The sequence below is a fragment of the Mycoplasma sp. Pen4 genome (assembly GCF_014352955.1).
Classification (GTDB): domain Bacteria; phylum Bacillota_I; class Bacilli_A; order Mycoplasmatales; family Metamycoplasmataceae; genus Mycoplasmopsis.
The window spans coordinates 367,103-383,728 of record NZ_CP060691.1 but is presented as its reverse complement, the minus strand read 5'-3'; the positions used below and the strand labels follow the sequence as shown (position 1 = coordinate 383,728).

5 protein-coding genes are annotated in these 16,626 nt (G+C 30.6%); 4 read left to right on the top strand and 1 reads right to left on the bottom strand.

What is annotated here, in order from left to right:
* Position 1: 1 nt before the first annotated feature.
* The 3 genes from H9M94_RS01325 (at position 2) to H9M94_RS01315 (ending at position 4,035) form a co-directional block, all read left to right on the top strand.
* Entirely contained in the window at positions 2-721 is a 720-nt protein-coding gene (locus tag H9M94_RS01325; protein WP_187469789.1) for a pseudouridine synthase, read from the top strand.
* Positions 722-918: 197 nt separating this feature from the next.
* A complete protein-coding gene (gyrA, locus tag H9M94_RS01320; protein ID WP_187469788.1) occupies positions 919-3,552 on the top strand; it encodes a DNA gyrase subunit A in 2,634 nt (877 codons plus the stop codon).
* A gap of 54 nt (positions 3,553-3,606) precedes the next feature.
* Positions 3,607-4,035 (top strand): MscL family protein, encoded by a 429-nt coding sequence (locus H9M94_RS01315; protein WP_255483475.1) that lies wholly within the window; start codon positions 3,607-3,609, stop codon positions 4,033-4,035.
* A gap of 65 nt (positions 4,036-4,100) precedes the next feature.
* On the opposite strand, the gene H9M94_RS01310 is transcribed toward H9M94_RS01315, so the two are convergent.
* The gene (locus tag H9M94_RS01310) at positions 4,101-5,066 is read right to left on the bottom strand and encodes a YwaF family protein (protein WP_187469787.1); all 966 of its coding nucleotides are present in this window, start codon (positions 5,064-5,066) and stop codon (positions 4,101-4,103) included.
* A gap of 414 nt (positions 5,067-5,480) precedes the next feature.
* On the opposite strand from H9M94_RS01310, the gene H9M94_RS01305 reads away from it, so the two are divergent.
* Positions 5,481-16,451 (top strand): hypothetical protein, encoded by a 10,971-nt coding sequence (locus H9M94_RS01305; protein WP_187469786.1) that lies wholly within the window; start codon positions 5,481-5,483, stop codon positions 16,449-16,451.
* The last annotated feature ends 175 nt before the right edge of the window (positions 16,452-16,626 follow it).

Sequence of the window (16,626 nt, the reverse complement as noted above, 5' to 3'; positions counted from 1 at the left end):
TATGCAAAAAGAAAGACTACAAAAAATCCTTTCACAAGCAGGTATTGCTTCAAGACGTGAAGCAGAAAACATTATTAAACAAGGTAGAGTTAAAGTAAACGGAAAGGTTGCGACACTAGGTGATAAAGCAACATTTAGTGATGACATTTTAGTTGACAATATCCCAATTGAAGAAGAAAACAAAGTTTATTTTGTTTTAAACAAACCACCTAAAACAGTATGTACATTAAAAGATAACTTTAACCGTACAATAGTGACAGATTTAATTGACACACCATATAAAATTTTCCCTGTTGGAAGACTAGATTATGATACAACAGGAGTGCTTATTTTAACTAATGATGGTGATTTAGCTAACAAGTTAATGCACCCATCATATCAAGTTGTTCGTGTCTACCGTGCACGTTTAAATGAGCCTTTAGCAACGCGTGAATTAGCTAAGTTAAACAAACCTGTTATGGTTAATAAAAAATGATCAAATCAAACTGTTATTCCAGCCGATACAAAGAGTTATTTTGTTGTTTTAACACAAGGTACTTATCACCATGTTAAAGAGTTATTTAAAGCTGTTAATAAAGAAGTTATTAACCTTAAACGTGTTGAGTATGGTGGTGTTACAGTTAATAACATCCCAGTGGGTAAATACCGTCCTTTAACACTTAAAGAAATTAAAACATTACGTCAATGAGTTAAAGAGCCTAAAAAACCAGAAAATCAATAATTTTTCTAATTACATTCACGCTTTGTGAATGTTTTTTAATATTTTTGTCATATAAATGATGTTTTTATACTTTTATACCTAGGACAATGGTGTAAAAGTATTTTTTCATAATCCTTGGTTTTACTGCTCAAAACTAGTATAAAATGTGGAATATTGTATAATTAAATAAAATATAATTTTATTTAGAAAGGCTTGTAATGATTGAAAAAGACAAAAAAGAAAAAATATTAGAAGATGATAAAAAAATCGATGTCATGTTGGATTCTGAAGATGCTCAGTATGAGTATGAAGAAGAAAACACAATGATTTTTAGAAAGAAAGATATTCTAGCAACTAAAGAAGAAGACGATGAAGAAGTTGTTCCACAAGATAGTGATGAGTATGTAATTCAATCTCAATTAATTGATGAACCAGTTGGTGGTTTATATCCAGTTGTTATTGACAATGAAATGAAAACATCATTCTTAGAATATTCAATGAGTGTTATCATCTCTCGTGCATTACCTGATGCTCGTGATGGGTTAAAACCAGTTCACCGTAGAATTATTTACGATATGTCAGAATTAGGTATTACACCAAGTTCACAACACCGTAAATCAGCACGTATTGTTGGGGATGTACTTGGGAAGTACCACCCACATGGTGATTCATCTGTTTATGAAGCGATGGTTAGAATGGCGCAAGATTTCTCAATGCGTTATCCACTTGTTGATGGTCATGGTAACTTTGGTTCTATCGATGGTGATGGAGCTGCTGCTATGCGTTATACTGAAGCGAGAATGTCTAAGATTTCTGCTGAGATGATTGAAGGTATTAAAAAGGATACAGTCGACTTTGTAGATAACTACGATGGTTCAGAACAAGAACCAACTGTTTTACCTTGTCGTTTCCCTAACTTACTTGTTTCTGGTGCTTCAGGGATTGCTGTTGGTATGGCAACTGAAATTCCACCACATAACCTTGGCGAAACTATTGATGCAACAATAGCGCTTGCAAGAAATCCTGAAATTACAGTTAGAGAATTAATGCAACACATTAAAGGACCTGATTTCCCAACTGGTGCAATCATTCTTGGTACAAAAGGTATTTTAGAAGCATATGAAACAGGACGTGGAAGCATTCCTGTTCGTTCTAAGTGTGAAGTTATTGAACAACCAAATGGAAAATCAAAAATCATTGTTAGAGAAATTCCTTATGCGATTAAGAAAACAACAATCATTGAAAAAATTGCTGAATTACATAAAGCAAAAGTTATTGAAGGAATTACAGATTTACGTGACGAGTCTAACCGGGAAGGTATTAGACTTGTAATTGATGTTAAAAAAGGTGTAAACCCACACATTTTATTAAACAAGTTATACCAAAAGTCAAACTTACAATCACAATTCAACTTTAACCTTATTGCAATCGTTAATAATGAACCACGTAAACTTAACTTAAAGAGTGCTTTAGAAGTATTTATTGAGCACCAAAAAGAAGTTGTTACACGTAGATTAAAATTCGATTTAAACAAAGCAGAAGAACGTGCACATATTTTAGATGGTTTAAAAATCGCTGTTTCAAATATTGATGAAGTTGTTGCTATCATTAAAAAATCTAAAAATGATGCAGAAGCTCAAGAAAAATTATCTACAAGATTTAATTTAACTGAAAGACAAACAAAAGCTATTTTAGAAATGCGTTTATCACGTTTAACTGGATTAAGCATTGAAAAAATGGACAATGAAATCAAAGACTTACAAGTTGAAATTGCTCATTACAAAGAAATTCTTTCATCAGAAGAAAAATTAATTAACCAAATCATTTTAGAACTTGAAGAAATCAAGAATAAATATAACGATCCTCGTAGAACTGTAATTGATGAATCTGGTGTTGGAGAAATCACAGATGAAGATTTAATCCCAGAACGTCCAATTGTTATCACAATGAGCTCAAATGGTTATGTAAAACGTGTTGATTTAGAAGAATACAACACACAACGTCGTGGTGGTACAGGTTCGGTCTCAATGAAAACATATGATGACGATGATATTAACATCATTTTACAAGCATCAACACATACAGATTTATTATTATTCTCAAATTTAGGTAAAGCATATACATTACGTGGACACCAAATTCCATCTGGTTCAAAACAATCAAAAGGACTTCCTATTATCAATATAATTAGTGGTCTTGATATCGAAAATGGTGAAAAAATTGTTTCAATTCTTAATGTAGATGAATATCAAGAAGATCAATATCTTGTTACAGTTACAAAACAAGGTTTATTTAAAAAGACTGATCTTTCATTATTCCAAAGCATCCGTAAAAATGGCCTTAAAGCCTTTAAATTACGTGATGATGATCAATTAGTTCGTGCATTTATTATTAATAATAATGACACTGTATTAATTGCAAATAACAAGAAAAATGTTGTTTTATTCAAATCAGATGATGTTCGTCCATTGGGTCGTTCATCACTTGGAGTTAAAGGTATTTCACTTCAAGACGGACAAGAAGTTATCTCAGCATCAGCAAGCAATGAAGGTGAATACGTCTTAACCTTAGGAAACAAAGGTTTTGGTAAACTCACTAAAGAAGATTTATTCAGACTTACAAGACGTGGCGCAAAAGGAGTTGCTGGTATTGAAAATACTAAAGCTGGAGACTTAATCTTTGCACGTTATGTTGATTTAGATGATGAGTTACTTGTTATTACATCATCAGGTACAACAATTCGTACACGCATTGATCAAATTTCAGAAGCAAGCCGTAAAACTAAAGGTGTTAAAATTATCAATTTAAAGGATAACGATTACATCGTTGCTGCCGATATTATTAAATTATAGTAAGATATCAATTTATGATATAATGAACCTATTAATTAGAAGAAAGGTTCACATATGAAAAATAATATTTTTGCTAAATCAGCTAAAGATGCTGGTTCTTCAATTAAAAAGGGTAATATGTTAATGTTAGCTATTGGACTTTTATTAGGTGCTGTATTTGGTGCTTTAGTAGGTTCATTAGCGAAAGACGTTATTGGAGCGTACATTGCACATAACTTTACAAATGGAACAGATAAAGAATGAGTTTTATCAAATGGAATTAAAATTGGAAACTTCATTGCTGCAATTATCGACTTCGTTATTACAACAACATTTGTATTTGTATTATTATTTGGTTACTTCTTAATTAGAAACTTAATTAAACAATACAAAGAAAAGAAAAACCCTACACCTGCGCCAGCACCAGCTGCGCCTACAACAGAAGAACTTATTCTTGCTGAATTACGTAAAATGAATGAATTTAATTCAAACAGATTAAAATAATTCATTTTTAGATTATGAAAAATATCCATTCGCTTAGGAGTGGATATTTTTTTCTTACAATTTTATTATTTTTGTTTTTTGAACTTAACAACAAGCCTTTCGTATAAATCATCTCTAAATACTTTGCTTGATTCTTGTTTTCTTACAAATCATTTACCAAAAACAAGTTTATCTTGTACATAGAAGATTCCACTTGCAAGAAAGACATAAAGTGCACCAAAGATAATTGATATTAATAACACAATTGGTCATGGTTTAATTACAAAAGCATTTACATTTGTGTCTCTTGCTGTGTAGAAGAAGTTTGTTTTTCATGTGAAATCACCATCAGTTGCAATGCTATCTGTTGTTCAGTTAATAATAAATGTGAAAATTAATAATCCTGAGAAAATTGCAATTGTAATGAGTGAGTCTTTAAATGTTATATTATATGGATATAAGATACCAAAGATAACTGGTATTAATATGATTAATGAGTGAATTATAATAAAGTCTCAGAACGAAAAGTTATTATATGAAATTCATGCATAGTATGTTTTACCTGCTTGAAGTGTTTGATCACTTAAAGTAATATTTTCTTTTGGTACAAATGCTATTTTTGTATCAGGTGTTCCAAACGCAATAATTGCTCCAAGGAATGCCATTGCCACAAAGTATTTCAATCATTGTGGTTTATTCATTAATAGAATAACTCCAACAAATAATGCGATTAACCTACAAAAATGCAATGGAATCAACTCTCATGGTCTTGGGTAATCTGTGATACCCAACATAACAATTCTGATAATCATTAGTGTAACCATAAAGGCACCTATTGATCTAGTAATAATAGCTTGAGTTTTTAAACTCAAGTTTCTTTTAACAAAAATTTGATGTATTTGTCTTTTGAATATTCATAGTAATAATGATGTTAAAAGTACGAGTGATAATGTAACAATAAAAATAATATTTGTGGTTGATGGTACTAGATCTTTATTATCATAAATAGCTTTTTCATTAGTTCCAATTCATCTAAAAAAACCAAATTTCATAACGCTCCTTTCGTTTAATTTATATGTTTAATTATACAAATAATTAATGCTAAACTCTCTTAAAAATCCAGAGTTTTCGTGATTTTTGACTGCTTAATTTTTGCAATAATTTTGCTTAAAAACTTTCTCTTTTTGAAAAATTTTGAAAATTTTAGCTCAAAATTACTATTTTTTAGCGATTTTTGGTATTAATTTCATACAAAATCGTACATTTTTTTATCACTATATGGTTGTGATAATGGTTTTTAAAGGTTCTTAATTTTCACAATTTTCACAGTAAATCTAACATAAATTGATCTGGCAAAAATCGTAAAAATAAAAGATGTAAAATAAAGATAACTTATGTATAAGTTACTTTATGCATAAGTGTAATGAAAGTAGATATTATAAAATATAAAATTAAAAACTAATGTTATGAAAGGAATAATTATGCCTAGAAAGACAATTAAAAGGTTTGTCTTGCCTGTAACAGGTGTTGTATCGATCACTTCCGGTTCCGCTATAGCACTTGTTGCAACAAGCACGAACTTCACTAATGAAAGTTCTTATCAGTATTCAGGATCTTTTGATGCTAATGCTTTCAAGATTTCATTTAGTAAAACGGGCAATGGAAATAATAGTTCTACAAATAACTTTTTAAATCAAAATAACCCAGAAACATTTCAATACAATAATTTCAGAAGATTTAAATATTTCTATTCTCATGTTAACGGTCAAGTAGCGGCTGAAGCTCAAGGAAATCCTACAATCGCATATGCTCCAGGTTGAGGAGATAATACACGACGTCGTAGAGGTTACTTTTATGATTCAAAACATAAAGATGAATCAACATACAAAAGTAAGTACAAAGATAATTTGGTTGCTATTTTCGACACAACTGGCCAACAATTTGGTACTTATAGTAACCCAAACAATGCAAATGGTTATGCATATGATGCAACAAAGGCAAAAAGCAGAAAAATTAAGATAGTATTTAATGAATTCTTGCCACAAATTTATCCAGGAGGACCTGATTCAACATCTACACGGACACCAGGTACTAATAAATATGCTTACCGAGATGTATATGTTCCAACTGCAACAAATTATCTTAAATTTGGTATTGCGTTAACACAAGATTTATTAATTAAGCCAGACACGTTAAAACTTACCACAATTTACCGTGATGAAAAATTCGATTGATATAAAAAAGATCAATTTACTGGTCATGTTACAGAATTTTTAAATTCTGGAAGTTGAACAGAATCGGATTTAATACCTAGTCCTTCTGCGATTGCTAACTCATTGCTTAAGGATGAACTCTTGGATCGTTTCCAAGGTGATAAATATAGTTTTACTATTTTGAGTGATGATATATCACTTAAAGGAAATGGAACGCCAACTGGTAATAAATCAGATTTAATAAGTAGCTCCTTAACCAAAGTTAGTGATTTACCTAAGGACCCAACAAATCCAGACTTTAATAATAGATCACCATTTCTTTTTGATACAAGAAATCATTATGTATATGCATGAACTAATAAATTCAATCAAAGAACCTTTGGATTAACACCATATGCTAATAGAAAGAATCCAGGTTTTGGTTACAATGCTTTTTGAAATCAAGAACAACCTACCCAAGGTAGTCAAGAATGAAATAGAGTTGTTTATTTAACTACAAATAATAACTCAACAAGCAAACAAAATATTAATAAAAAAATATTTGAACCTTTTTCAAGAAGTAGCGGAAATATCGGTAATCACAACGATAATAACAGTTTAAATGGTAATGTAATAGGTTCTACACTGAATTTAGATGTACTAAGACAATATATACCAGAAGGATACGCACGTGATGGTCTTAATGCTATTAGTGACAATGTGGGTTCATTGTTATATTTAGAAATGTATCTAGGTGGGGAAGCACCAAATGCCGGTGATTATAGAGGTTTTGGTACTTATAATAAAACGAAACGTAGACCTCTAATTGTTGCAGAATTCGAGGTAATTGATAACTTTTGAAGTAAAAATGATGACACAATTGAAAGTGGTCGTAGAGATAATTACTTCCCATTTTCTCAATTCAAGAACAAAAAATCTGCTATTTCAGCATTCGCTTCATATGGTGATCCAAATAATATTGCTACAGACCACCACTATGATTACGATTCAACTGTAGCAGTTGATACACTTATGTTTGATAGAACATCAAATAATAATATTAATACAACTACTAATATTAAATTAAGCAAACCTAATTTATCACAATCAGACTTTGAATCATTATTTAATAAATATGGTTCATTACCATTAACTGATTATAAAATCTACCGCGGAACCAAAGAATTAGGAACAATTCCAAGTAATATAATTGGAAAAATTGTAAGTCAAGAAATTGGTCGTGGTACAAAAAATATTTCAATTGATTACTTATGAAATACTGTAGTATCAGATTGAGTAAGCAATGATAATAGAAAATTATCTAATCCAACATTATTATTTAATGAAGATGGTCAAGAATTAAAATTTGTCCCTGTTTTAGATGGTGATTTAAGTTCATGATTTGACATTGTTCCGGCTTCACCGAATAATAAATATGTTGATTTAAATAAGACTAGATATACTGGTATTCTTAATTTTAATGCAAATCTTGATTATAAAAATGATGACACAACAAAACAAGCGCTTTACAATAAATTGAAATACATTGATGAAGTTCTAAAAGATCAAGCATACAATGAAAACAGAATGCCTTGAGGTTTTGATAGTGGTCAAATCATTAGAAACACAAAATTAACTCAAGCTCAAAAAACAGTATTTTCAAACAAAATGTATGCAGATTTCACTAAATCAAACTTTACCGGAAATCAACCTGTTTGAGCTACAAATATTAATAAAATTCTTGGTACAAACTTCCGTATCGAACAACATTTAGATATTGCGGCAGATTATGAACCTATCTTAAGTCAAGAAACACGTGTAAATAATCTTGATTTCATGACTTTAGATAACTACAACAATAACAAAGCAGTAGATCATGGAAAAGTCGAAGCAACAATTAATGTTGTATTCGGTAAACCAGAAGCTGTTATGCCAATGAAAAATGCTAAAAATGCATTAGCAAATTGAAAAACAACATTTGTACCAAACTTTACATCAAATAATATTAACGGTATAGTAGACAACCTTATTACAACGGTTCAACCACACATTCATGCAATTGGCGTTGCTCCTGGACGTATGAAAGAAGAATACAAACATGAAAATTCACTTAATACTCTTGCTGAAAGTGCTCCAGACTTTGTAACAAACAGATTTAATATGATTAATGATCTTAATCCTGCTTTCTTCTCGGAAAAACAAAAAGTTTTCATGAAGAATGCAATTCTTAAGATGGCTAGCCGTGCTGAAGTTGAAACATACATTTCTAAGATCAAAGAATTAGAAAAAACTTACAACGAAGCATTGAAAGTCTATAATGCATATAATGAAGTTGTGGCAAACCCTGGTGGTTATTCAGATATTCAACCTGTTGCTGATTCTGATATGGATAACTGAAATGCATACAAAACTGCATTAGCAAATGATTTATCTGCAATTAATTCTGCTAAATCAAAATATTTCAATAATACACCATCTGCAGATCCAACAAATGTATCTCTTGATGGTTTAAATAAAGAAATCCAAATTTTAACAGATAAAACAAATGCAGTTTATGAAGCATACGCATTCTTAGATTACGACATTATTAAAACAATTGATGAAATTGAAAAACCTGATACATCAAATCACCTTAGTTCAGAAGAAATTGATAAATATGTTGAAGAAGCAAACGCTATTCTTACATCCAATGAACCAGATTACAAAAAATTAAGCAACTACACACTTAGATCTGCGGCATTAACTACAATTTCAACTACTGCACTTGTTAACAATAATATTAATGGTTCATTACCATTATTAGCAAAAGAAGCACACAAAGTTTATAATGCAGATGGAACAATTTCTACAGCAAATCCTGTTGTTGATTTAAGAGCATCAATGCTTAACACATTTAAGAAATATCTTTCATCTAACCTTATAACTGATAACAATATCAACTGAAGATGATACAACGATGCATACAATAACATCAATGATGTAATTAAAAAAGTTGCAGATATTGCACAAGCAGCAGAAGATAAACTTGGTGTTGCAACAAACCCAATTAACTATGCTCAATATGCTCATATAATTGCAGAACTTAATGGTGCATTTGAAAGTGAAATGCCAAATAATGCAAAATTAGATTCTATTAAAACAGAACTTGACGGCATTATTGCTGCAATGACAGCATTAAATGGAGCATTAGGATCAGAAAAAGATGTGTTTTCAACAAATAAATACTCTTATGCTACACAAACAAATAAAACAGCATTTGATAATGCTATTGCAAATGTTGCAGAAGCAATATCGAGCAGTAGCAATGTTAAAGCAATGCTTGCTGATTCATCATTACCAAATGCTCTTAGATCAAGTATTAATGATGCAATCGCAGCACGTGAAGCTGATAAAGCAAATCACCATAACCAAACAACATTAAGTAATAAATTCCTTGATGCTCAAGCAGTTAATGCATTAAAAGATACATTAGTAAATGCATACAATGCTTTAGATGGTGATAAAAACAAATTAATTGCTGATGTTAAAGCAATTAAAACAACATTACCATTTGTTGATGAAAACAAAATTACAGCATTCTTAGAAACAATTGATCCATTTAGTGTAAATGATTTAGATAGATATTATGAAAATGCGTATAACCAAATTGTTAAACCTGCATTTAACTTAAATTCATACCAATACTTATCTAATGATGATATACAATATGCAACTAACAAGATTGATTCATTAGTAAATGGAAAATTACAAAATCTTGCACAACTTGCAACTCTTAAATCAAACTTAGATACAGCAAATACACAAAATGGTGATGTGATTTCAACAATCAACTCTAATGCAGATCTTGCTACACCTCAAAAAACATTATTAGCAAATAAAGTTAAAACATTAAACCACTTTGCTGCTAATGGTGCAGTTTCTAACCCAACTACTAACTTCATTGCGACAGAAGTTACACCAGTTGCAACAGTAACTAAGAAACTTAAAGATTACATTATATCAACAATTGATCCACTTAACATTGGAAAAACAAATGAATCCGATTTATTCAAATACTCACAAGAAGCAATTCAAAATGAATTAAAAACTGCAATTGCAGCAGTTCCTAGTTCAGTAACATTTGCAACAACATTCAATGATATTGTTCCAACAAGCATTGAAGCAAAATACAATGCAATTAAAGCTGCATACGATAAATTAGGATTCAACAATAAATTAGTATCTGAAATTAATGGAATGAATGAAGCAATTAAAAACTTCATTACACCTGATACATTAACAACAATTGCTAATGAAGCAAAATCACCATTAATTAGAACAGAACAAGAATTCAATACTAAGAAAGCTCAATTACTTGCAAAAGTATTAGAAGCAATTAAAACTAAGATTGATTCTGCACCAACCTTAAACCAAGCACAAAAAGATCAATTAAAGGCAGAAATTACTAACATTAGTACTACTACAGATAATTTTGCAGGAGCACAAACATCTGCTATTGGTGTAATTAATAAGTTAGGTGATATAACAACCGCAGATACAAAATTAGATACTGCAATAACAAAGGCAAATGCATTAAAAGAAACACCGCTTTATACAACAAGCAGTACATCTGATGCAAAGACAAATCTAGATAATTTATTAGCAGAAGCAAATAATATTAAAACAACTGGAAAAGTTAATTCATCAGATACCGCTATTGCAGATGCTGCAACAATTACATCTAAAGCTGCAGCATTAGAAAATGCAATTGCTGAATTCACTAAAGATACAGTTAGAGCAGAACTTAAAGCCAAATTAGATTCAATTGGTTCAGATGTTTCACCTCAACTTAAAACTCTTAAAGCAAGAGAAAAAAGATTATTAGACAATCCAAGTGCAACAGTTGAACAATTAACAAATGCTAAGAATGAACTTGAAAAAGCAATTACAAGAGATCCACTTCAAAAAGCGATAAATGCTGCAAGAATGGAAATAAAAGCTAACCCAGATAATTCTGTTTACCCAAATGTTTTAGATCCAGTAAAGAATGAAGCACAAAACTTATTAAATTCAGCTGATTGAACAATGGATAAGCAAAATGCAATGATTGCTAAGTTGCAAAATGCAAGTAATAAAGCAAAACTTCAAACTCTTGTTAATGAACAAAAAGAATATATTACAGCAGCAAATTCAACACCAACAAGTGAATTAACAGCAGCTGTAGCAAAAGCTGAAGCAGATTTAACAAGTGATAATAAAGACAATTATGTTTCAGACATCGAAGCGTTAAAAACCGCTATTTCAAGAAATCAAGCAGCAAATAGTGCACGTGATGCTTTAATTGCAGCAGTAAACAATGCAAAAGCAGATGATGTTAACCTTGATGAAAACCCAATTTTCAGAGATAACATTCTTGCTAAAGCAGAAGAAGTAATTAAAACAATGCCAGTAAGTTCAGATGTAGCAACGTACAACACACCTAAAGCATTAGTTGACTTTGCTATTGCACACAAAGATGATTATGCTAAATACAGCAAAATTCAACCACTTATTGATAGATTAGATACAAATGATGTCTCAACAATTCAGAATGAATTAGCAACAATTAAAACTGCTATTGAACCAGTATTAAAAGGTACAACACCAGCTGATACAACATTTAATACAAATATTCAAAACTTAACAACTGCAATTACACAAGGTGAAGCAAAAGTTGCTGAAGCAATTGATGGTTTAGAAACAGCGGTTGCAAATGCTAAAACTGCTACACCTAAGATGCAAAGATTACAAACTGCAATCACAAATGCTGAAGATCTTATTGCAAGTCCAACATCTACTTTAAGCGACTTAGATGCAACTAAAAATGAACTTGCCTTAGCTAAAGCACAAAATGCACTTAATAATAAGATTAATGAAGTTAAAACCGATACAAAATTAGCAAATAACCTATTATTCGAGAAAAATGCATTAACACCAGCTGAAACAGCATTCAATAAACCTGATGCTACAGTTGAAGATTACAATAATGCAGAAAAAGCATTAAGTGATGAACAAGACTTAAAAGATACATATGATGCTATTTCAGATGCTGAAAAAGCACTTGAAAAAATGGATGCTAACTCACCTGAAGTTCAAAAATTAGCAAAAGAATTAAGAGAAAAAATTCAAACTGCTAAAGAAAACCTTCAAAATCAAGTTACAGCAACTACAGATGCATTAAATAACTCAATTGGAAAACCAATTGGAGAAAGAATTAGGGAACTTAAACCATTTAATGATGCACTTAATATATCAACAGAAGCAGCAAACAACTTATTAACTTCTGGAATTGATAAACTTAAGGAATTAATTAAATCTCAAGAAAATGTTGCTGACAAAACACAAAGATTACAAGATGCAATTAGCGCTGGTAATGGTGTTGTAGCAAATGAATCAACGGTATCTGCTGCTGAAATTGAAACAGCAATTCAAAACCTTAAAAATGCAATTGCACAAAATGAACTTCAAAATGCAATTTCTGCACTTAAAACAGATAATACTGAATTAGTAAACAATACTTTATTCAACACAAATGTTTTAACTCCAACTGAAACAATTGCAAATGATGATACAAAACCTGCTATTGACTATACAAATGCTTTAAACGCACTTAACAAACAAGTTTCAAAAGCAAAAGCATATGAAGATATTGAAGAAGCTGCTCGTGTTGCATTCAAACTTAACACAGCAAATGCAACACCAGATAAACAAGCACTTAGCGAAGCAGTTGCAGCATTAAAAGAAAATCTTGCTAACCCAACTTCAACAGAAGATTACAGTAGAAAATTAGCTACATTAAGTGAAAAAATTGTTGATGCAAATGATTTCCTTGATGATGAAAAAGTTGTATTACAAAATGCTATTACGGCAGCAGAAGCAATTACACCTCAAACAACAAGAATGCAAGATATGCTTCCACGTCTTAAAAATGTTGTCGCAAATCCAAATTCAACTTCATACGATTATGAATCAGGATTATCATTCTTAGAAAACATTAAAGCACAAAATGATCTTGTAAACAAAATTGCTGATGTTAAGGCTAAAAACCCTGAATTAGCAAATGATCCATTATTCAAAGAACTTGGATTAACACCAGCAGAAACAACTGCAGCAAATGATACTGCTTCAACAGAAGATTACAACAATGCATTAAACAAACTTAATGAACAAATTAAGAACAAGCCAATTTATGATGCAATTAAGAATGCTGAAGATAATGTAATTCCTAAATTAAACTCAACAGATCCTAAAGTTGTTGCAGCTAAAAAAGTTATTGAAGATGCTGTTTCAGCAATGAAACAAGGTCTTAAAGATGCAAATGCTTTAACAACACCTGAAGAAAAAGCAAAAGTGTTAGATCCACTTAAAGATGCTTTAGATAAAGCAATTGTTGGAGCAAAAGATCTTATTGCAAATGATATTGATATGCTTAAAGCTTTAGTTAAATCACAAGAAAATATCGCAGCTAAAACAACAAGATTAGAAAATGCTCTTGTTGATGCAGAAAATGCATTAAATGATCCAACTGCAATTGATGCAACCGAACTTAAGAAAACTCTTGATGAACTTATGAAAGCGATTGTTCAAAACAATCTTAAGAACGCAATCACTGACACTAAAGCAAATGAACCAGAGTTATCAAATGATCCATTATTCAAAGAAAATGCTTTAACACCTGCTGAAACAGTTGCAAATAATGATGATGCTTCAATACAAGACTTCAACAATGCAATCAATAAAATCAATAAACAAGTTGCTAATAAATATATTTACAATCAAATCAAAGATGCTCAAGATTTAGCAAGTAAATTAGATACATCAACACCAGATGTTACATCAGCAAAAGAAGCAATTGATAATGCAATTAATGCACTTAAACCTGCATTAGCAAATAATGCTGATGACCTTGCAACAAAAGCACAAGAATTAACAAATGCAACAAAACAAGCAGATAATGCAATTGATGCTGTTAAGGCAAAACTTACTGATGCTGTTGCTACAGCAAAAGCAATCACACCTGCTTCAAGTGATCTTACAGATGCTATTACTGCTGCTGAAGCAGTTAATACAGATATTGATAACAAGAAAGTATCAAAAATTGATGATGCAATTGATACACTTAATAAAGCAATTGCAAAAGCTAGGCTTGAAAACAAAATTGCAGATATCAAAGCAAACAATACTGATTCAGCAAATGATCCATTATTCAAAGAAATTGGATTAACACCTGCTGAAACAGTTGCAAACGATCCTGCATCTACAACTGCAAACTACAATGATGCACTTGCTAAATTAACTAATGCAGAAAATCTAAAAGATGGATTTGATTTAATTAAAAATGCAAACGCCGTTAAAGATAGATTAAATGTTCCAGGTGATGAAGTTGCAAAAGAAATAAAAACAAACATCACAGAGCAAGTTACACAATACACAAATGCATTAAAAGAAGCAGTTAAAGATGGTACAAAAGATAATCTTACAGCACCATCTAACTTACTTGATGATAAGATCTCAAGTGCAAATAAATATATTAGTGCACAAGTTGAAAACTTAAAAGATAAAGTTCAAGGTCAAAATAACATTGATCCAAAATCACAAAGATTACAAGATGCAATTACTGCAGCAAATGCAATTGTTGCTAAAGGTGCAGATAATGATTTATCAGCAATTAAAGCTGCTGATGAAGAATTAAGTAAAGCCATTGCACAAAATAACCTTAACAATTTAATTAATAAGTTAAAAACAGAAGCACCTACAATTGCAAATAACCCTGAATTTAAAACAAGTACATTAGATCCTGCTGAAGAAGTTGCTGCAAACAATGATGAAACAGTTGCAAATTACAATGATCAAGCTGCAAAAATCCAAAATGCTTTAGATAAGAAAGATTTATTAAAAGCAATTCAAAATGTAGAAAAAATCACACCTAAATCAGAAAACTTAACTAATACATTAGCAAAAGCAAATAATGTATACAATGGTACAGATACAACAACTAAACCAGCAGAAGCACTTAAAGAATTAGAAGATGCTGTTTTAGCAAATCAACAAGGTGAAACTCTTAAAGCAATGGAAGCGGTTAAAGATACAAATAGCTTCATTAACTCGCCAACAGCAATCCAAAATGAATTTAATGATGCATTAAATATTGCAAAACCAATTATTGATAAAATCAATAATGGTGAAACTGTTACAGATGTTGATAAAGCAAAAGCAGTAGCTGAACTTGAAAAACTTGCAAATATTAAAGACAAGATTGATCAATTCTCTAACCAAAAATTCACTGAAAATGGAAAACAAATTCCATTCATTGATAATGTAACAGGAAATGAATTAGCAAACTTAAGTGATGCTAAGAAACAAGAAATTGTTAAAGCATATAATGATGCAACAATTCCAATTGATGCAAACAAAGTTGTTACAGACGCTAAGATATTAAATGATCAAATTGCAAGTGATATAGTTAAATTAAATACAAATATCGATGCTGAAGTTAATGCAATCATTGATGCAATTAACAACAACCAACCTTTAACAAATATTGATAACAAAGCTAATAAAGATGCTGTGCAAAAGATTATTGATAAAGGTGGAAACCCAACAAACGACAAAGTTATCGAAGCACAAGATATTACAAACAAATTTAACGAGTTAGATACATTAAACAAAGCACTTAATAATTTCTTAGATGCAAATGCTAAAGATACAGCAACACTTGATGTAAATAAAGCAAACTTAGATGTTGCAATTAATGCTGCACAAGCTGCTAAATTCAAAGGTGAAGTTGCAGATAGCTCTAACCAAAGTAAATTTAATAATGCAATTGATAAATTAGTTGATAAAGCAACAAGTGCTAAAAAACTTGTTGATGCAATCACAAACAAAGATAAACAAGAATTTGAAAATGCACTTAATGAACTTAAAGATTCATTACCTGGTCTTGAGACAGTTAAAGATGCATTAATTAATAATCACTACTTCGATATTCTTAACAAAAACCCAGAAAAAGGTCCTATTACAGAACAAGATAAACAAGACATTGAAAAAGCATTCAAAGTAATTAATAATGACACAACAATTCCTGAAATTATTAAAACATCAGTAGCAAATACTGTTGCTGTAACTAATACAGAATTAATGCCATGATGAGCATGAGCATTAACTGCTTCAGGCGGTTTATGAGTTTTTGGAATGTTCATTCTTATGTTGAAACGTAAGAGAAAATAATTCCAAATTTAATAGAATTTCAAAGAGTCAAGATTTATAATCTTGGCTTTTTGTTTTATCCATTTTTCAAAAAAATTAAATCAATGCAAAAAATCTGATAAAAATGCAAATTTTGTTATTTTGATTTTTCTGATACAATATTAGATAACTTATTTATGTACATAAAGCCGAGTTA